The sequence below is a fragment of the Cytobacillus kochii genome (assembly GCF_020171845.1).
GTDB lineage: Bacteria > Bacillota > Bacilli > Bacillales > Cytobacillaceae > Cytobacillus > Cytobacillus kochii.
On record NZ_JAIVAM010000011.1, the window covers coordinates 123,982 to 144,359 of the forward strand.

At 38.6% G+C, this 20,378-nt stretch carries 20 protein-coding genes, 1 pseudogene and 1 riboswitch; of the genes and pseudogenes, 3 read left to right on the forward strand and 18 right to left on the reverse strand.

Annotated features, from left to right (window positions below; genetic code table 11):
- Positions 1–2: 2 nt before the first annotated feature.
- The 4 genes from LCM23_RS18415 to LCM23_RS18430 form a co-directional block, all read right to left on the reverse strand.
- A complete protein-coding gene (locus tag LCM23_RS18415) occupies positions 3–689 on the reverse strand; it encodes a DsbA family protein (RefSeq protein ID WP_224938223.1) in 687 nt (228 codons plus the stop codon).
- Between the two features lie 77 nt (positions 690–766).
- Positions 767–1,237 (reverse strand): nucleoside deaminase, encoded by a 471-nt coding sequence (locus LCM23_RS18420; protein WP_224938224.1) that lies wholly within the window; start codon positions 1,235–1,237, stop codon positions 767–769.
- A gap of 18 nt (positions 1,238–1,255) precedes the next feature.
- Entirely contained in the window at positions 1,256–1,828 is a 573-nt protein-coding gene (locus tag LCM23_RS18425) for a hypothetical protein (protein WP_224938225.1), read from the reverse strand.
- 70 nt (positions 1,829–1,898) lie between these two features.
- Positions 1,899–2,594 carry a CPBP family intramembrane glutamic endopeptidase gene (locus tag LCM23_RS18430; protein WP_224938226.1) on the reverse strand — a complete coding sequence of 232 codons (696 nt, stop codon included), beginning with the start codon at positions 2,592–2,594 and terminating at the stop codon, positions 1,899–1,901.
- A gap of 81 nt (positions 2,595–2,675) precedes the next feature.
- Here LCM23_RS18430 and LCM23_RS18435 point away from each other — a divergent pair, with 81 nt between their 5' ends.
- Entirely contained in the window at positions 2,676–3,389 is a 714-nt protein-coding gene (locus LCM23_RS18435; protein WP_224938227.1) for a MerR family transcriptional regulator, read from the forward strand.
- Between the two features lie 11 nt (positions 3,390–3,400).
- Here the strand turns inward: LCM23_RS18435 and LCM23_RS18440 are convergent, their stop codons facing one another.
- Complete coding sequence (locus LCM23_RS18440) at positions 3,401–4,723, reverse strand: TrkH family potassium uptake protein (RefSeq protein ID WP_224938228.1); 1,323 nt, start codon at positions 4,721–4,723, stop codon at positions 3,401–3,403.
- Between the two features lie 691 nt (positions 4,724–5,414).
- Positions 5,415–5,566: riboswitch (cyclic di-AMP (ydaO/yuaA leader) on the reverse strand.
- A 229-nt stretch (positions 5,567–5,795) separates the two neighbouring features.
- Between LCM23_RS18440 and LCM23_RS18445 the strand changes: the two are divergent.
- Both LCM23_RS18445 and LCM23_RS18450 read left to right on the forward strand, forming a co-directional pair.
- Positions 5,796–6,696: pseudogene (locus LCM23_RS18445) on the forward strand (3-hydroxyacyl-CoA dehydrogenase).
- 101 nt (positions 6,697–6,797) lie between these two features.
- Positions 6,798–7,343: a hypothetical protein gene (locus tag LCM23_RS18450; RefSeq protein ID WP_224938229.1), complete on the forward strand. Its 546-nt coding sequence runs from the start codon at positions 6,798–6,800 to the stop codon at positions 7,341–7,343.
- Between the two features lie 122 nt (positions 7,344–7,465).
- Here LCM23_RS18450 and LCM23_RS18455 read toward each other — a convergent pair whose 3' ends face one another.
- From LCM23_RS18455 to LCM23_RS18510, 13 genes are all read right to left on the reverse strand, one after another.
- Entirely contained in the window at positions 7,466–8,434 is a 969-nt protein-coding gene (locus tag LCM23_RS18455) for an LLM class flavin-dependent oxidoreductase (protein ID WP_224938230.1), read from the reverse strand.
- Positions 8,415–8,540, reverse strand: coding sequence for a hypothetical protein (locus tag LCM23_RS25965; RefSeq protein ID WP_263624337.1), 126 nt, complete (start codon positions 8,538–8,540; stop codon positions 8,415–8,417). The genes LCM23_RS18455 and LCM23_RS25965 overlap by 20 nt, the downstream gene beginning before the upstream one ends.
- Before the next feature lie 41 nt (positions 8,541–8,581).
- Complete coding sequence (locus tag LCM23_RS18460) at positions 8,582–8,851, reverse strand: hypothetical protein (protein ID WP_095370940.1); 270 nt, start codon at positions 8,849–8,851, stop codon at positions 8,582–8,584.
- A 75-nt stretch (positions 8,852–8,926) separates the two neighbouring features.
- Entirely contained in the window at positions 8,927–10,339 is a 1,413-nt protein-coding gene (locus LCM23_RS18465) for a catalase (RefSeq protein ID WP_224938231.1), read from the reverse strand.
- A 297-nt stretch (positions 10,340–10,636) separates the two neighbouring features.
- Entirely contained in the window at positions 10,637–12,517 is a 1,881-nt protein-coding gene (locus LCM23_RS18470; protein WP_224938232.1) for a helix-turn-helix domain-containing protein, read from the reverse strand.
- Between the two features lie 142 nt (positions 12,518–12,659).
- Entirely contained in the window at positions 12,660–13,679 is a 1,020-nt protein-coding gene (gene dmpG, locus LCM23_RS18475) for a 4-hydroxy-2-oxovalerate aldolase (protein ID WP_224938233.1), read from the reverse strand.
- Between the two features lie 16 nt (positions 13,680–13,695).
- The gene (locus tag LCM23_RS18480) at positions 13,696–14,571 is read right to left on the reverse strand and encodes an acetaldehyde dehydrogenase (acetylating) (protein ID WP_224938234.1); all 876 of its coding nucleotides are present in this window, start codon (positions 14,569–14,571) and stop codon (positions 13,696–13,698) included.
- Positions 14,572–14,597: 26 nt separating this feature from the next.
- A complete protein-coding gene (locus LCM23_RS18485) occupies positions 14,598–15,347 on the reverse strand; it encodes an IclR family transcriptional regulator (protein ID WP_224938235.1) in 750 nt (249 codons plus the stop codon).
- Between the two features lie 142 nt (positions 15,348–15,489).
- On the reverse strand, positions 15,490–16,779 hold the full coding sequence (locus LCM23_RS18490) for an MFS transporter (protein WP_224938236.1): 1,290 nt from the start codon (positions 16,777–16,779) through the stop codon (positions 15,490–15,492).
- Positions 16,780–16,825: 46 nt separating this feature from the next.
- On the reverse strand, positions 16,826–17,635 hold the full coding sequence (locus tag LCM23_RS18495; protein ID WP_224938237.1) for a 2-keto-4-pentenoate hydratase: 810 nt from the start codon (positions 17,633–17,635) through the stop codon (positions 16,826–16,828).
- A 63-nt stretch (positions 17,636–17,698) separates the two neighbouring features.
- Positions 17,699–18,556 carry an alpha/beta fold hydrolase gene (locus tag LCM23_RS18500; protein ID WP_224938238.1) on the reverse strand — a complete coding sequence of 286 codons (858 nt, stop codon included), beginning with the start codon at positions 18,554–18,556 and terminating at the stop codon, positions 17,699–17,701.
- 22 nt (positions 18,557–18,578) lie between these two features.
- A complete protein-coding gene (gene hpaD, locus LCM23_RS18505; protein WP_224938239.1) occupies positions 18,579–19,535 on the reverse strand; it encodes a 3,4-dihydroxyphenylacetate 2,3-dioxygenase in 957 nt (318 codons plus the stop codon).
- Positions 19,536–19,569: 34 nt separating this feature from the next.
- On the reverse strand, positions 19,570–20,358 hold the full coding sequence (locus LCM23_RS18510) for an FAD synthetase family protein (protein WP_224938240.1): 789 nt from the start codon (positions 20,356–20,358) through the stop codon (positions 19,570–19,572).
- Positions 20,359–20,378 lie beyond the last annotated feature (20 nt).

The following is a 20,378-nucleotide window of genomic DNA, read 5'->3' on the forward strand; positions in this document are numbered from 1 at the left end:
TCTTATCCCTCTAACTCTTCTTCAATCAAACGTTTGATTGAATCATAATCAAATGGATCTGTCACCATTTTATCGTTAATCATAATCGTCGGTGTGAGCTGGACTTCATATTCACCTACGAGTGATGTGTCATGATTAACCGCCTCTATTGTTGCGCTTTTTTTCATTTCTGCCAATAGATCTTCTAGTGGAATTGACGTCGTTTCTGCGACGACTTCCTCTAGTACTTCCGTTGTTAACCAGACAGAATCATGTTGACCACTCTCTGGCTGCTTAGCAAACAAACCTTTATGGAATGCCCAGTATGCATCAGGTTCCAATAGATGAACAGCTTCGGCTGCAACTGAACCTAATTTAGACTCATCCCCATGGAAGAGCACATTGATATAAGAGAAATTCACTTGATTCGTGTCTACATAATCTTCCACTAATTGCGGATAAATGGTCTCACCCCATTGTTTACACGCTGGACATTTAAAGTCGCCAAATTCTACGATTTGTACAGGTGATTCCACCTTGCCTAAAACGGGCTGTCCTTCAATAGGGGGTGCATTTTCAAAAGATGTATACTCATCCTTTTCATTTCCTTGATTGTTTATGAACACCATGATAACAACTGCGATAACGACAATAATCGTAATAAAAAATAATAACTTCATCGGTTGGAATTGATTTTTATTTGTGCCCATTCTGCTCTCCTTTATGTAGAGGTATCACTTTTAAGAATAATATATCCTTATGCAGAAAGTAAGGAATTTCCGTGAAGTCAATATGAAGTTCGATTGACTTGCTTACTCCAAGCATCAAAAGGGAGCTGTGATTGATTTAGTGTCAATTGTATAAACGGAAGACCTCTATCTTTCGGGTCTATGCCAATCTCTTGGTAAATAAAATCATCATCAAAAAGCGCTTTTGCCGCATCTTTTCGATCGGCTGCATAATACACATTTTCCAAGCGCGCCCAGTAAATCGCACCTAAACACATGGGACAAGGCTCACAACTTGTGTAAAGAGTACAGCCTGTTAATGTGAAAGATTGTAACTTTGTACATGCTTCCCTAATGGCCATTACTTCCGCATGCGCCGTTGGGTCATGAAGATCTGTTACCCTATTCACACCTTTGGCAATCACCTTTCCGTCCTTTACAATGACTGCTCCGAAAGGTCCTCCTGCATTTACTACGTTTTCTACTGCTAGATGTACTGCCTCTGTTAAAAATTGTTCGTGATTACTCATCTCGTCCCTCCCATTTATTTAGGCTTTTTGTTTAATACCATGAGATTCTAACAGGATTTGCAACTGTTCATAAGCCTCTATTGAAGTAACTAGTAAACTAACCTGAATCGAACGACCTGAATGAAGCTTCACCTCAAAACCATCATTTACTTTTTTATCAAAACCAAAATGACGGTTATGAATATCAATAGACTGAACTTCATAAGAATCAATTTTATGCCAAGGGATATACTTTAGCCCTTTAACAATCCCTTTTTGGAGAAAAACTAATTGGTTAAACAGAAACTCCATTTGAAAAAGAGGTACAAGTAACAGCAGATAATTCGTAACAACTAACTGATCGGAAAAAACAATAAACATGATCGCGATAAACACCATACATGTGATAAAAATATAAGTAAAGATACTGCCCTTCTGACTAGCTACCTTTGGTTCTGCTATCGGCCTTTGCGGCTCAATACGTATGTCCTCTAATACTTCATCTGGCAGTGGGAATACCCTATTTTTCTTAATCTTAAAGAAAACATTAAATAAACGATAATAATAAAAAAGTAATAACATAAGCAGTAAAATAGCAAATAACCATTTCATTCTATTCACCCCCTCTTTTATTTATGATTATTCGCTTCATAGCTTCCTTGGAAACTAAAAATTAAGATAATTAAGTAAAGGCAGTTAGTAGAATCGCCAGTCCGTTAAAAACGCTATGGATAATCATCGCAGGATAGATGGAGCCTGTTTTCTCATAAGTCCAAGCAAAGATAAGTCCACTGAAAAAATTAACTGGTAATGTGTTATAAGTCGGTAAATGTACCACCGTAAAAATCGCGGAACTAATGAGCATACTCAGTCCAATATTACATTTAGCCCTTAACCATTTGTATATAAAGCCACGATACAAAATTTCTTCATAAATGGGTGACACAATGGCCGCAGATATAAATGCAATGAGAATCGTAAATCCATTCAGTTCTGCTGTTAATGAAGCCGTTTTCTTATTTTCTACGCCAACACCGAATAAATCCATGAGAATAACAAGCAATACATTGCCCACTATTAGAAAAATCGTCCATCCGATAATCGGTAGCCAATAGCTCTTAGCAAACGACCTCAAGCCAAGCGACTGCCAATTCAATCCATATGGTTTAATCGTAATATAATAAAGAGCCACTGTAAAGGCAATTGCCATGATTAACCCTGTCAAAGTCCCCGCATATAAATCATTTTGAAATAACCACTGCAATAGGTCCTGTGCCCAATTTTCAATGAATATCGGCACTATGATGAAGACAAACATCAGAATAAGTAAAAACGTTTGTATTGACCAGCGTGATTCTTTTGAAAATAAGGTATTCACTCCATTTACCCCCAATTTATTTGATATATTAAAAGTACCTGGTTACGTTACGTCATCTTCAAGTTCAAAGGAGAGAAAAAGATGAATTATTTTTCGACGGGTAAAATTGCTAAAGATTGGTCCATTTCTGTTAGAACTTTACGATATTATGATGAAATTCAATTAGTCACCCCTACTTATAAAGATGATTATGGTAAACGTTTCTATACACAACTGGACTTACTTCGTCTGCAAAAGGTATTGCTATTAAAGAAAGCGAATATGTCGTTAGAAGATATACAAAAGCTCATTGACGAAACGACTGTATCATCAGTGCTAGATATCCATCTTCAAACATTGAAAGCGTCAATTGACGATATCGTACAAGCGCAAAAATATACACAAACTTTAAGGAACAGTGTAGATTTAGAAGGAGAGATTGGTTGGGAACAACTTCTTCCCTTAACGTTAAAAGAGAGTGAAGATCATACACAGCCAACAAAAGAATGGGAGACATCACTTCCCAAATTAGAGAATGATGATGGTCAAATTAAGAAATGGATGAATATTATTAAGCGCATAGAACTTTGTTTAAAAAACGGAGAAGCGCCTTCTTCTGACGTTGCCCAATTAATTGCGAGTGATGTGGAAATCTACTCAATGGAAATGTTCAACGGTAATCAAGCACTATCTGAACAATTTTGGGAAGCACGAAGATCAAAAGAGCAGTCAGAAGAATTAAACTTATATCCCATTAATCAAGAAGTGATCGAGTTTCTCGAGTCAGCCCTTACCTATATGAAGAATAAAAGCTGACACAATTATGTTTAACCTGTCATGATATCTTCACTCGGATATCTGATCTTCTCTTGTCTTGGTTTGGCTAGAGAAAAGGCAAATGTTAATGGTCCAATTTTTCCGAGAAACATAATAAATACTATAATAATCTTACCGATGTTCGATAGATCAGCCGTAATCCCCATAGAAAGCCCAACAGTCCCAAAAGCTGAGACCGTTTCAAATAATAATTCTAAAAACGGCTCTGGTTCTGTAATATTGAGAATAAATACAGCTAAGAAGATAAATAAGAAACTAATCATAGAAATGGCCAATGATCTAAATATGATGGTTTCTTTAATTGCTCTATTAGCAATGGTAATTTGCTGCTTTTGCTTTAAAAAACTCCTAACTGATAATACGATGACTAAAAAAGTCGTTAACTTAATTCCACCACCAGTAGAGCCGCTACCCGCACCAACAAACATGAGAAGGAGCATAAAAGTAATGGTTGCTTCATGCATATTACCTATATCGATTGTATTGAACCCTGCCGTCCTCGGCGATGTCGCTTGAAAGTAAGCTGCCCAAAATTTATCACTCATTTCAGACATAGCGCCTAATGTATGTGGATTATGAAACTCCATCACAAATATAACTAACATCGCAAAAGCATTGATAACTACCGTTCCTACAATCATCAGTTTTGAATGTAAACTCAGTTTCTTAAATTTACGTTTATACCAAATATCCGCTAAAACCGTAAAACCAATACCGCCAATAATGAACAAGAATGAAATAACAAGATTAACAATCGGGTCCCCCACATATCCCATTAAATTATCAGGAAACAGCGAAAATCCGGCATTATTAAAAGCGGAAATGGAGTGAAAGAAGCTGAGGTACATGCCCCTTTCCCAACCAAATTCAGGAACCCAAGTAATGGCTAAAAAACACATAGCAATTAATTCAATCGTGAAGGAATAAACAAACAAACTTTTTACTAATTTAATGATTCCACCAATAGATGTATGATTTAATGACTGTTGAACTAATAACCGCTCCCTAAACCCTATCCTTTTACCAAGGAGCATAAAAATTAACACTGCAAATGACATAATCCCTAATCCACCAATTTGTATTAACGCAAGGATGACTAATTGCCCAAACAGTGTATAGACCGTACCAGTATCTACAACAGCTAGCCCCGTTACTGTCATGGACGAAGTCGCTGTAAATAATGCATCTGTCCACGTAATCTGTGTTGTCGTTGCAAATGGAAGTTTTAAAAAAATCGTCCCTAATATAATGAAAAACAAGAACACTAACAATAACAACTGAGATGGGTTTAACCGAACGATTGCGTTGTTCATCTTTCTATGCTCCTTCTTTTTCAAAGCGTATAATATCTCTTTTTTTACCCAATACTATTAACATATCATTCAACTGAATGGGTTCCTTTTCACTTGGAGAAACAGTAAAGTTCTGTTCTCGCCTGAAGACCGACAATATGACAATCAAACCGCTTAGCAATTCGTAAATCTTTCAATTTACACCCCCCAAAATTTCTTTCCTACAAGGATTTCAGCGATGGTATAATCACGAGCTAATCAAGAAAATCAACCATTGAATTTGAGACAATATTTTCTGCAACTCTTATCGCCATATTTCTCTGGATCAATCACTCCTCAACACCTATCTTTTCTAACACTTTCGCATGAAAATTGTGATGCGCTTTGCCCCCATACCCTTCAGAAGAAAGGCGGTAAAATACTTCCCTGCACATCTTCTCCAAACAAAATAAAAGTATGATCTACATTATTCATCCCGATTTGCCATGACATGTGCTCATCTAGTGACAGAAAACAGCACCATGTGTAGATCCTTATCGACCGCTAAAAATTCCACATTCATTTCTTTCAATTCTGGTAGCATCGTTGCCCCAAAGTGCCCCAAACCATATCCCATCCTTACTATCGACTTGTGAGTTCTTCAATGAGAAAAAAGGAACAGCAAAAAGACCACAGAGGGACCCCCCGTGGTCATGTTATTTGATCACAAGTTACCATCTTTTCTTAACGCTTACGAAGTTAGCTGTCGGATTAGGGTCAAGAATAACCCTTCCTTTTTACATTCTTTAAAGGATTCACCCCAAGTAGATTACCTCTACAAAAGTGGTTCCTCCGCTCCAATTAAGGATTCAGCGATTGAGATGATATTTAATTGATGAAGTTATATTACTCCCCTTTTTGTTATCTGTAAAGATAAAATAAAAAATGTTTACAAAACCATCCATTTACCTACATTAATGAAGAGGAGCCATGATAACGAATAAAGATGTTTCAGTTTTACTTAACAATCCTTTTGTAAGACGAAAGTCATTGTCTACCATACTATGACATAATAAAAATGCACTATGAAATTTCTAATAAAGAGGGGATTACAATGGGATTCAAACATATCACAGTTGCAGGTAGTGGGGTACTTGGCAGTCAGATTGCTTACCAAACAGCGTATAGTGGTTTTCAAGTAAGTGTGTATGACATTTCTGAGGGAAGCACTAGAAACAGCAAAAGGTAGAATATTGAAGCTGAAGGAAAGCTATAAAAATGATTTACAGGCAACCGATGAACAAGTCGATGCGGCATTCGAACGGATGTCTTTCTATACTGATTTATCTAAAGCTGTCGAGCAAGCTGATTTAGTGATTGAGGCTGTTCCAGAAGTGGTAGGCATTAAAGAAGACTTTTATACAAAGTTAAGTGCAGTCGCACCGAAAGAAACCATCTTTGCAACGAATTCATCCACATTACTTCCTAGCCAATTTGTAGCTTTTACAGGGAGACCGTCACAATTTCTAGCATTGCATTTTGCAAATGAAATTTGGAAAAACAATACGGCTGAAGTAATGAAACACCCCGGTACAGACATGAATGTTTTTAACCAAATCGTTGAATTTGCAAGAGAAATCGGGATGGTCCCTCTTCAATTGCAAAAAGAACAACCAGGGTATATCTTAAATTCCTTACTCGTTCCATTATTAGAGGCAGGCCAAATGTTATTAGTGAATGAAGTAGCTGACCCAGAAACCATTGATAAAACATGGATGATTGGCACTGGTGCTCCACTAGGTCCGTTCGCTATTCTTGATGTCGTTGGAATCCGCACAGCTTACAATATCTCACAAGCAAAAGCCGATGCAACCGGTAATGAAGCCTTTAAAAAATTAGCTCACCTTTTAAAAACGGAATATATTGATAAAGGTAAACTCGGACGAGAAACAGGAGAAGGCTTCTATAAATATCCGAATCCAAGTTTTGCTGATCCTGAGTTTCTGAAAAGGTAACGGGGGCGCAATTGAAAAATTGATATCCTTAGAACCTTAGTATATTTTAGGGCGTCTAAAAAGTCGGCAATGAGACTTTCTGGATGCCCTTACTATTGTAAATGTTTTGCCCACTTGGTATATTTGGTGGAACTTGTGGTCGCATATCCGCTTTACCAACACTTCTCGGCACTTTTCATCCCACTTGGGTTCGCATTTCTCATTTACCAACACTTCCTGGTGCTTTTCACCCCACTTGGGTTCGCATTTCCAATTTACCAACACTTCTCGGTGCTCTTCATCCCACTTGTGTTCGCATTTCTCATTTACCGACACTTCTCGGTGCTTTTCACCCCACTTGGGTTCGCATTTCCGCTTTGCCAACACTTCTCGGCGCTTTTCATCCCACTTGGGTTCGCATACCCGCTTTACCAACACTTCTCGGCGCTTTTCATCCCACTTGGGTTCGCATACCCGCTTTACCAACACTTCTCGGCACTTTTCTTCCCACTCGGGTTCGCATACCCGCTTTACCAACACTTCTCGGCACTTTTCTTCCCACTTGGGTTCGCATTTCTCATTTACCAACACTTCTTCTCGCTTTTCACCCCGCTTGTATTCGTATTTACTATTTGCAGGCACAACTCGTCACTATTAATCCCAGTTGAGTTGGTATTTCGGATTTGCGGGAAAACCCTTCCTCTTCTTCTCCACCTTTACACTTGCCAACACATTTTTTGTTAGTTAAATACTATTGATGCGTGTACTACTTGGGAGTTATCAACATCTTTTAGAAAAACATTTCTGCTATGCGTTCATAAGATTGGCGTTGATCAGCAAAATGATAGGTGTTATTCAATAATAACCAGTGGTCACATTCATAAAGTTCGCTCCACTTTCTGAGCTCTTCTTTTACTTTTGCTGGCCCACCGATAATCATCCTTTTTCTATTCAATGCGATTCTTTTTTTATCTTCTGTTGTTAACCGCATTGCTTTTGCTTCCTCAAGTGTCGGAATCCGACTATCAATTCCTTTTTCCGTCCTTAATAACCATATATCTTGTGTAACGGCCATATCCTCTGCATGTTCATCTGTCGCACCACAAATGACAAAGACAGCAGTAATCGCTTTCGGATTTACAAAAAAGCCCGGCTGAAAATACTCCCGATATTGTTTGTGGGCCTGCACGCCTCTTCCAGGTTGAATAAAGTGACCAAATACATAACCAATGCCAAGCTCTGCTGCTAGCTGGGCACTATTCTCCCCAAGTCCCAGACTATAAAGCCGCGGCGATACCCTCGGCCTAGGTGTCGCTTGCACCGACTGATCCCCTGCGAAATAATGCAGCATTTGTTTTATCTTTTCAGGATAAATCCCCGTTTCATTCTTCACACCATTAGCTAAGGCCTTACGTATTCGTTCCGGTCCCCCTGGTGAACGTCCTACACCTGCCTCAATCCTACCTGGAAAAATTGATTGAAGTTGCAGCATTTGTGTAGCCACTTTATACGGACTATACTGAGACAATAAAATCCCGCCACTGCCAACATGAATGGTCTTTGTTTTTGCCGCTGCCGTTGCCATTAGGATTTCAGGTGCACTAGAAGTCATCCCTTTTGTCCCATGATGCTCAGCAAACCAATAACGCTCATATCCCCATTCTTCTGCCATTTGTACTTTATGAATGGTTTCTTCTACCGTTTCCTCAACTGACAAGTGACGTGGTCTCGGCATTTGATCAAGAATTCCTAGATGCATGGTCCATACCCTTTCTAAACGCTTGTTTTAATAAAGAAAGTATACCAGTCTGTTGATCAACTTCAAACGGAGTTGCTTGAATAATCGACTCCAAATAGGTATGCATCTATCTTTTCCACTCCATAAAAAAACCAGCTGATAGCTGGTTTATTCGACTTCCACTATATCAGGACTGATTTCTAACCTCTCAGCAATTTCTTTCTTAATATCATCAGCTGAATTGAATTCAAAATCATAAAAGTGGTCCCATTCTTTCGCTGGCTCGTAATCATTTAGAAGCTCCATATTTTTCCCGTAAAACAAAACGGTATCTACTCTTAATAAAGCGTCCGCTGCTTCCTTCTGATCATTATCGTCAGTAAAATATTCTTCCATTTCATCCTGTAATACGACTTTCACAGCTGTTAATTCTGCCATTTTATATCGCCTCCATCTCTTAACTATTCATTACCTCGTAACAGATTATTTTAAACGGAGGTTATACTGAGAATTTTAAACATGCTTGGCAATCGCTTCCCCAAGTTCTGAAGAAGCTTGGTGAAAATATGACAATACCACTTCTTTTATATCTTGATCAATCCCTTTTAAATCTGCAGCAATATTACCGACTAAATGTTCCTTCTCTTGTGGACTTAAAGCGTGATAAAATTCTCCAGCCTGCGCATAATCATTTTGCTTTATTAAATCACTTCTTTGTAATTTCCCTTCCACAAATCGGCCATCTCCACTTGTCACCTGGTTGGCAGGTGTCCAATCTGCTTGGTCATTTACTGGCAACTTCCTAAACCCCGGTCCGATTCGTCTTCTTTGTGAATCGCTATAAATATTCGCTCGACCTTGAAGCATCTTATCATCGGATAACTCTGCTCCCTCTAGCAGGTTGACAGGTGAAAAAGAGACCTTCTCTACTTCTTCCATATAATTTTTGGGGTTTCTATTTAAAACCATTCGACCAACTGGTACCAATGGATACTGTCTTTCATCCCACACTTTCGTATCATCAAGCGGATCATACGATAATTTTTCCTCATCCATGGGATTCATTAATTGAACGTATAGTCCGTACTCTACTGTTTTGCCAGATGCAATGGTATCAAAAAGATCTTTCCCAGCATAATCTGGATTCTCACCGGCTAGTTTGCCCGCTTCCTGCCTCGTAATATATTCAATACCTGCAAACGGATACCAATGATATTTCACATATTTCCTTTCTCCCTGCGCATTCCGCCAGACATATGTATTCACACTATGTCCTGGGATATGACGCAAACTTTTCACTGTTCCAGCATCTGAATATAGATGGACAACAAAATTTAACGACTCTGGTGCACGTGCTACAAAGCTCCAAAAGCGATTGGGATCCATTAGATTATTGACTGGAGATGGTAAAAACGCTTTAATCGCCTCAGGGAAACGAATCGTATCACGCACAGAGAAAACAGGTATATGATTACAAATTAAATCAAATATCCCCTCTTCTGTATAAAACTTAGTTGCAAACCCTCTTACATTCCTTGACGTATCAGGCGTTCCTTTCGTACTCACTGCTAATGAAAATCGCACCATAACAGGTACTTGTTGACCAGGACGCTGTAGGAAACTAAGCTGTGTATGTTCTTTCATTGAATGCACCGTTTGAAAATAGCCAAAAGCACCGAATCCTTTGACATGAACAGGTCGTTCAATGATTTTCTCATGGATAAATTCTTGCAGTGTTTCATGTTCTACACTATCCTGTTTTAAGATAGGTCCTCTTTTGCCAACAGTTTGTGAATGAAGCTTTGCAGGTTCGTCCCCTTTCCATTTATTTATATCCCTCTCTTCCACTTCTTCTTGCGCTTGACTTCCTCGACTATTGAAATGAATCTTTGCTTGTCGCTGATGTTTTTCGTTGTTTTCGTCCATATTTCCCTCCATATTCTTCTATGTCTTCCTGTTAATTAGATATGAAGGACAACTACGTTTTATGTTTCTTTCTATAACAACTTTCACTTAGAATTCTATCGAAGCATTCAAGCTGCTCATTACAACAAAGATTTAATAGATAGGAGTAGTTTAATAAAAAAAGTGGAGGGAGTGCCTTCGATATGACTTATTAAAAAGTTTGAACCTCACTATTATCCATTTAATAGGAATTGAAGGTAGTCAATTATATTAAAAAACCACCAGAACCAACTCTGGTGGGGTAATATAATCATCTATTTAGTTCATTTTCAATTCTCCTAAAGCAATTAAAGATTGCATAATTAAGAATAGTTGATGTGTTTCTTGAGGATTACGCAAATCCTTATCTAATGTATGTTCAATCTTTCGAATGCGATGGCGAAGACCGCTCATAGATAAATTCAGATCTGCTGTCGTTTGTTCCAATTTTCCTCCATTTAGTAAAAACACATATAAGGTTTGCAATAAGTCCACCATCTTGCTATCCGATAAATCATATAGTGAGCCTAATTCCTGTTTGGCAATTGTTTTCACCCCAGCTGTATTTTTAGAATTAATCAGAACACCAACGATTCCTAATTGTTTAAAGGACATCATATTTTCCTTTGAAGATAGTCTTAAAGAAACAAGGGCTTCTTCATAGTGTTGATGGGCACTTGTAATCTCATTTCCTTGATTGCTAAGACCAATTGTAAATTCACCATTAGGAAAGTCCGCACGTAAGGTCTTCATTAATGGGCGGAAGAATGTTTCATGATGCTCATATGAAAGTGCCGCATCTGGGATCAGAATGATTAGATGATGATCACGCATATTGATTAATACACTTTTCTTTTTTTCACTAAAGTATTGAATCATCCATTCATATATATCTTCCTGCAACTGAAATTCTTCCTCAAAGGATTCTGTACCAATACTAAAATCAATCATGACTAAGAAATAGGACTGTGTTAAATCAATACCCGTATATTTACCCCTTTTAATAATCTCTGCTTTAGACGTTTCTCCTTCTAATATACGTTCAAGGAAACTACCCTTCATTCTCTCTAACGAATCAAAGCGTGTTTTTTCATTTAATAATATAAGGGAAGCAGCATTAGCAAATCGTTCCAGTAATAAATAGTCAGATTCATGACTGTTATCTATCGTTGGTTCATAAACAAATGAGCAGTACCCTTGAATTTTCTTTTGCACTAAAATTGGGGCCATCAGCCTTGTTTGCTTTTCAGTATGGACAATTCTCTTTTGAAAAAACAATGGATAGGTAGAGTGCTTTTCTTCCTTATCATTCATAGGAAATGAAAAATATTGCTTCATATCATCCGTCAGTTCACCGCATTCATCTGGAGATAAGCCTGCACTAGACATTTGATAAAAATCAATAGACTCTATCACAATTGGTATTTGCATATGATCGTAGACAAGTTCAGTAATTTCTTCTAAACTACTGCCCCCGGAAATCTCTTCAGTTAATTTACTTTGAAATTCAGCCAGTTTTGTTACAAAGTTACGCTGTTCTAATAATTGTTCATATGTATAAGCTAATTCTTTAACGATGGGGGTTTCTTCATATGGTGAATGAGCATCTTCACCCTCCATCTCCCATTGTTCTTGCGATTGGATTGTCCATTTGCATTCAGCATCACCCTTCGCCACACAACACGTTTCTTTTACTAGCAGCGACACACCTGTGATAGTAGTCATATAGCCGCTAGCATAACCTACTAATGTATGACATTGAGGTGTATCACTATAGCCATGTAGTCTTATATGTTCTTCAGCCTCATAAGAACCATACCAAATCCCCTCTGAATAGAGAGATTTCACATGCTGATTGTCTTCACACATTGTTAAATGGCAAATATGCTTCACACCTGTAATTTGCCCATTTTCCTTATGATACAGGGGACCGTGCTTGATTAAATAAGGAATTGATGTATGCTCTTTCAATGCCTTTTTAGCATCCTTTACACCATTCTCCCATCCAAAGGAAAATAAGAAACTTTTTAGGCGTTCAAAACCTATATGCTTAACGAGTTGATGACGCAAAATACCTAGTGATGCCGATGGTGTCGAAACGACTCTTTCATGTCCTTTTGTAATAGGATTGATTGAAACTTCATCAACAACAATATGCATAGATAACCTCCTAAAGCGCAAGATTGAAAGCGCAAACATTTCTATTTTTATAAAAAAGGGGAAATTTCGCCCCTTCCAGTCTATTTTATTAGAAAATTGAATCATTCGCGAGTTTTGAAACGAAGTTCGGCTGCTTTGAACTTTAGACGAATGTTTTTACTTTTGCTAACTCTGCCGCCACATCAACAATCATATCTTCTTGCCCGCCGACAACTTTTCGGTTACCTAGTTCAATTAAAATATCTCGCGCATCTAAATTGAACTTTTCTGCTGCACGCTGGGCATGTAAAGCAAAACTAGAATAAACGCCTGCATATCCAAGAACTAAACTATTTTTAGTAATTTCTTGAGGAACAGGTAAGATCGGTGCCACAACCTCTTCTGCTAGATCCATCATTTTATAAAAATCCACACCTGTTTCAATGCCCATTCGATCTAATACCCCTACTAACACTTCTGTTTGCGTATTACCCGCACCTGCTCCAAGACAACGAACACTTCCATCGATTCTTGTTGCGCCTGCTTCAATGGCAGCTAACGTATTTGCCATTGCTAATGAAAGATTATTATGAGCATGGAAACCAATTTCCACACCAATGGTTTCTTTCATTGCTTTGATTCTTGTTGTTACTTGATTTGGTAATAAAGCTCCAGCAGAATCAACGACATAAACAATATCGGCACCGTAACTTTCCATTAGTTTTGCTTGTTCCACGATTTTCTCCGGTTCTGCCATATGAGACATCATTAAGAATCCAACCGTTTCCATTCCAAGCTCTTTGGCAGCGTAAATATGTTGGGCAGACACATCTGCTTCTGTCACATGTGTAGCGATACGCGCCATCTTCGCCCCTAATTGCTGGGCTTGTTTCAATTCTTTAACTGTCCCGATACCAGGAATTAACAACACAGCAACCTTTGAAAAATCAGTTACAGCAACAGCTGCTTCTATTAATTCAAACTCATTTGTTTTTGACCTGCCATATTGCAAAGAAGATCCCGCTAGGCCGTCTCCATGAGCTACTTCAATATAAGGCACCTTAGCCTCATTCAAGCCTTTGGCAATCCTCTCTACTTGCTGAACAGTATATTGATGTGAAAGGGCATGACTCCCATCTCGCAATGCCACTTCCGTTAATAATACCTTTTGACGTTCGGTCATATGAATCTCTCTCCTTTTACTGTGTAATTAAATTCTTTGCAAACTCTTCAGCTACCTTTACACCAGCCGCTGTCATAATATCTAGATTTCCTGAATATTTAGGTAAATAATCGCCGGCTCCTTCCACTTCTATAAGGATAGTTACTTGATTACCGTCGATCATTGGCTCCGTCCGTAATCGGTAGCCTGGCACATAGCTCTGCACGGTTTTTTCCATATCAGCAATTGATGCTTTTATCTCTTCTTCCTTCATCGTCCCCTCTTCCACTAACGTGTAGACGGTGTCTCTCATGAGTATTGGCGGTTCTGCTGGGTTTAATATAATAATAGCTTTCCCTTTTTTCGCGCCGCCCACTTCTTGAATCGCCCTTGAAGTGGTTTCAGTAAATTCGTCGATATTAGCCCTCGTACCAGGTCCGGCACTTTTACTTGAGATTGTCGCAACGATTTCAGCATAGGCAACTGGACTCACTCGGTTCACCGCATGTACCATTGGTATAGTTGCCTGACCGCCACATGTAATTAAATTGATATTCTCAGCATCTAAATGTTCCTTTGAATTAACTGGGGGAACAATCAACTTACCTACAGCTGCTGGTGTCATATCAATGACCTTCTTTCCTGCTGCTTTTAAAGCTTTTGCATGACGAATATGCGCTTTTGCTGATGTCGCATCAAAAACAATCTCTGCAAGTTCCGGCTGTTCTAAAAACCCATCAATCCCAGTATCAATGGCGACATACCCTAATTCCTTCGCACGTCTTAAGCCATCAGAATTTGCATCAATACCAATCACCGTTGTAAGTTCTAAAATGTCTGAACGACCTAATTTAATCATCAAATCTGTTCCAATATTACCTGATCCTAAAATCGCTACTTTTACTTTACTCAAACCTCAGTTCCCTCCTTAATTTCCTTCTAATATCCAAGTGCAGTTGAAATTTCATTGGCAGAAGTTTTAATTCCAGTAGTAACCTCTTGTTGATGTGCCTCATTTAATCGCACTGTTGGTACCGCACAACTAATGGAACCAACTACCCTTCCTTGATAATTAAAGATCGGGCTTGCTGTACATATAAGACCGATTTCAATCTCCTCGTTATCAACAGCGAATCCCTGCTCTTTCACTACAGCTAATTCCTTTACTAATGCTTGCTTAGTGACAATGGTATTCTCAGTGAACGACTTTAAAGTAAGGGGTTCGATGATTTCTTCTTGTTCTTTTTTTGGTAAAAAAGCCAATATCGCTTTCCCTACTCCCGTACAGTGAAAGGGTGCCCTCCTACCAATCTGCGAGTAGATTCGCAAAGAATGAGGACCTTCCTTCTTTTCAATGTAAATCGCTTCACCTTGCTCAAAAGTTACTAAATGCACCGTTTCTTTTAGAGTAGTAACAAGCTTATTGATGATTGGCCTCGAAACTTCAGCAAAATCGAATTGGTTCTCAACGATATGACCTAGTTGAAAAAGCTTCATACCTAAACGATACTTACCACTTTCCTCATTTTGATAAAGATAACCTTTCGAGGCCAAAGTTTTTATTAAACCATGTACCGTGCTTTTAGAGAGTTCCATGGCTTCCGCTATTTCTTTTACACTTAACTCTTTTTGACCATTAAGAAATAATTCTAAAATGTCTGTTGCACGCAAAACTGATTGTATCGTCATACATCCTCCAACGTTCGATAATGTCGAATAGTATTCGTTAATATCATATTAAAATTGTAGGATGTTTTCCTTTTGTTTGTCAATATAATTATTCTGATTTTTTATTTTTTTCAAAAATTACTTGTAACCGCATTCATTTTCTTTATGCTACGTTTGATTGAATATTCTCATCTTTATTTGGCCGGACAAATAACCAGACAAGTCCACCGCAAATAAGGAGGATTATACCGCATAATTGAAATGCCATATGAAAGCCCGCTGCTTGTGTTGCAGATCTTTCAATAAGAAGACCAGTAATATAAGGACCAACGATTCCTCCTAAAGAGGTAAACGCCATAAACCACCCTTGCACTTTACCTATATGCTCTTTTGAGACCATACTCGAAAGAATAGTCGGACCAAGCACAAGTGTGATACAACCGAAAGTAAGCCCTAAAGAAAGAAAGGCAATCACCAACATATTCGCATTTAGTAATGTTCCTATAAAGTAACTAACTGCTCCCGCTAGCATCACCGGACCCAGTACAAACACTCGACCCTTCACGATACTTTTCGTTTTCTTAAATAATCGATCTGAGACAGTAGAGAAGGTGATTTGAGAAATGGTAATCATTATCCATGGGAGTGCTGCTACTATAGATAAGGTTTCTGCACTCAATTGACGGACATTTTCCAAGTAATTAGGAAGCCAATTTAAACCAATGGTAAAAGACCAATACGTTGCAAAACCACAAATGGCAATAAGAATAAAGTTTTTTGACCTTAGCACTGGTCCAAATTTACTTATTGCTGTTTGTTGGCCTTGTTGGCGATTAGCCTTGTATTTTGCTATTGCTTCTTTGCGATCATTTTCTGCAATCATTAGCCAAAATACAACCCAAATCAAACCGACAATACAAGTTGCTAGAAATGCCGAACGCCAACCAAATTGAGTGATTAATGAAATAAGTATAGGTGCCGACATAGCTACCCCTAAAGGACCACCTACAGAAACAAGTGTTAAACCTATCCCAAGCTTCTCTTTTGGTAGATATTTTGTTGCAGCAGTCATAGCGAGTGAATAAGATGGTCCCTCCCCTGCGCCTAGTATAATGCGTGTTATCAATAAAAAGGTAAAGCTTGATACAAATAGGGTAGAAAACTGCACAGTCGCCCAAACAATTGCCATAACAGCAATAACAATTTTTGCACCGAATCTGTCAGCTAACGTTCCCCCGATAATAGCAAAAATAGAATATAAAAAGAAAAATGCACTTCCAATGATACCCCACTGTTCAGCATTCAACCCTAATTCTTCCATCAGAGGAACAGATGCAAATCCAATAATCGCTTTATCTGCATTACTAATCACTGTCAGTAAAAATAATAAAATAATAATTAGAATAGCCCGACGCGAGATTTTACCTTCTTTCGTACGAGGATTTTTCGCCATTTAGATGACCTCACTCTCAAGATTTTTAAGAAAAAGAAGCGAAGGACTACGCTCCGCTATGTTTTTGAAAACTCACTTCTACACTCTCAAGCCCACTAAATTCTGCTTTAAATGAATCGCCTTTCTCCACAGGAATCGCTGCAGATAACGCACCTGATAAAATGACTTCTCCTGCCTTCAAGTGAACACCATAGTCAGACAGCTTATTAGCTAACCAAGCAACACAAGTTATCGGATTACCTAATACATCCGCACCATAGCCTTTATTAATCAATTTGTTATTTTTGTATAACTTCATTTCCATTTCTTTTAGCTTCACACTATCGACAGCATATCGTTCTTCACCTAAAACAAATTGGGCACTTGAGGCATTGTCAGCAATAGTATCTTCCAGTTTAATCCGCCAATTTTCGATTCGACTATCCACAATTTCTAAAGCAGGGATAATATAATCAGTGGCTGCTACAACATCTGCCTCTGTTACGTTCGGTCCCCGCAAATCATGCTTCAATACAAACGCAATTTCTCCCTCAATTTTCGGCTCAAATAATTTATCCATAGGAATGGCCGATTTTTGCATTGTGACATCCATGCTACTTAATAAATGGCCATAGTCTGGCTGATCAACCCCTAAGGCCTTTTGCATAGCTAGAGAGGTTAGACCGATTTTCTTTCCAACTATCTTTTCTCCTTGAGCCAACTTCACATCAATATTTTCCATCTGAATCTGATACGCCTCATCAACTGATAGCTGTTGGATGTTATCTGTTAATGGCTGGAGGGATTTCTTTGTTTCCTCCGCTTCTAAAAGCGCTTGAGCAGCTTCTTTTAGTTGATCATTTAACTGTAGTGTCATCATTGAACCTCCTTCTATATGGAAAGACCCCGCCACTTTGTTAAGAGACGGGTGTATAAATATTTATTTAGATACCACTTGTTTTTTTAAAAAATCAATGGTCACCTGATTGAATTCTTCCGGTTTCTCCCATTGTGGCCAGTGACCAGCTTCATTGATTACTGTCAGTTCACTCCCTGGAATCATCTCTTTGATCGGTTGTGCTTCTTCTACTGTTGAAGTTGGATCATGGTCAGTCCAAGCAAGTAATGTTGGTACATTGATTTTGCCACACCATGATGGGTCCCAACTAAATTGTTTTCTTGCTTCGATGTTTTGCAAATGGACAATATGATGGACAGCTTCCTGATAAGCAGGTTGAGTATAAATATTGTAACGAGATTCAATTAACTCATCTGTTACTTGCGATTTATCATACATTAACCACTCTAATCTCGTTTTCACATTTTCATAGTTTGCTTCAAGTACAGCTTTTAATGTTGACGCTTTTAGTCCTGCCATAACTTCAGGTTTGTTATTCACATTACCAGGAGTATTGAGCACCATGGATTCCACATAGGTCGGATGGTGAGCAGCAAACCAGGCAGCCACCCATCCACCAAGAGACTCGCCAGATAAATATACTTTCTCTAAATCAAGCGCTTTGATTACAGCTAATAAATGGTCACTGTAACTATCAATACCGTACGGATAGTCTGGCTTTTCTGTATATCCATGACCTAACATATCGATACATATCACGCGGAAATGCTCAGCCAATCCTTTGATATTTCTTGCGTAAGCCTCGATGTGCCCCCCTGTACCATGTAAAAGCAAAAGAGGCTCTCCAGTTCCCGATTCTAGTACTCTCGTTTTCACCCCATCTGCATCGACAAAATGAAGTTTAAATTCGATATCTGCTAAATCGTTCCAAATAGACATATAAAATCCTCTCCTATTCTCTTTATTTTGTCACTTTCTCTTTCATCCACTCATCATTCACTGGTGTTGTTTCAAAGAAAGAATCTGGCACTGATGGTCCCCACCATAAACGACCCTTTGTATCATATTCTTCCTTGGTCCAGCCGATTGGTGGTAAATCAGTATCACGTTTATAATCACCAGAATAAATCTCAATACGATGACCGTCAGGGTCTCTTACATATAAGAAGAAGGCATTTGTTACCCCATGACGACCTGGTCCATAATCGATATTTGCACGGTAGCCTGCATCTGCAAGTAAGTCAGCCGTTTTCACAACGGAAGAAATACCGTCTACAATATAAGCAATATGATGCAGAGATGTTTCTTTATGTTGGACAAGGGCCACGTCATGTGTAGATGTTTTCGCTCTTGTCCATGCAGCAAATTTCCCCTCATCTCCTTGAACATATTCGGAAATGCTAAAGCCTATTGCTTGCCAGTATTCTAACGCTTTATCTACATTTGTTACACGCAGGTTCATATGATCGATTGCTACTGGCGGTATACCACGATGTAAATGGGAGTATCTCATTGGCAAGGCATCTACTCCGCCACTTTTATTCCCTACATTCATCTCTTCCATTGCATGATAGAATTCAACCGGATGACCATTCGGCTCAGCTACTTTAAGTACCGGCCCTTTTCCTGGGTGGATACTATTCTCGACATATTGAGTGGCAACTCCCATTTCTTGATGTTGCTTCTCTAACTCTCTTAAATACTCAGGACTAGATACACGTAGACTAAAACTACCAAGAGCTGCTTTTGGCTTTTGCGTTAAAATTAAAGAATATCGATCAAATTCATCAATGGCACGCAAATATAGACTTGACTCTGTTCTTTCCACTTCAATAAACCCTAGTACATCTACATAAAAATCTTTAGACTTATTTAAATCTGTTACAAACAGCTCGATTTGCCCTAAACGAAGAATCATTGCTCTTCACTCTCCTATTTATCAATATATTGATTTAACTGATTTGTTCTTTTGCATCTGTTTTTTTCAACCAATGAATGCTTAATTCTTTTGGTAAGGTCTTGTTCGATTGCCATTCTACTTCTTCTTTGCTAAGGACTTTGACTGTATGCATATCCCCTTGGCAATTCACTTCATATTCACCAAGTGCAGGTAAAGTATAAAAAGGTTTAACCCAGTACGTGCTACCGTTCCTTTGCAACTTCACTTGATACGGTCTACCTAGAAGCGCATGTGCTAAATCTACTTCCCCCTGCTGTAAACAGCTGCGGATATAAGAGGAACTAATTTTCAACCCATTTCTGCTCAATTTTGAAACAGATGTTGTCGTTATTTGATAGCCTGAATCAGTTGCTAATCTGGCCATATGTCCGACTCCCTTGTTACCATAATGAAAGTCGAAACCAGCAACTGCATGTTTCACGCCGAGTGTGAGTAAATATTGCTTAACAAATGCTTCTGGGGAGAGGCTAGCAAATGCATGATTAAAAGGAACGACATAGAAAAGATCGACACCAAGAGAACTCATTCTCTTTTTCTTTTCCTCTAATGGCATTAAATAAGGAAAGTCAGATCGCTTCATTAACACCGTTTTCGGGTGAGGAAAGAAGCTCATGATTGCTAGTGGCAAGTTGCGTTTATTTGCTTCCACCTTTGCTTGGCGAATGACTTCTTGATGACCAAGGTGAAGGCCATCGAAAAATCCGAGCGCCATCACACATGATTCTATGTTTTTACCTAATACGCCATGGAGCTCTTCCTCATTTAAGACGATGGTTTTCATCTGACTTCCCTCCTTTATTG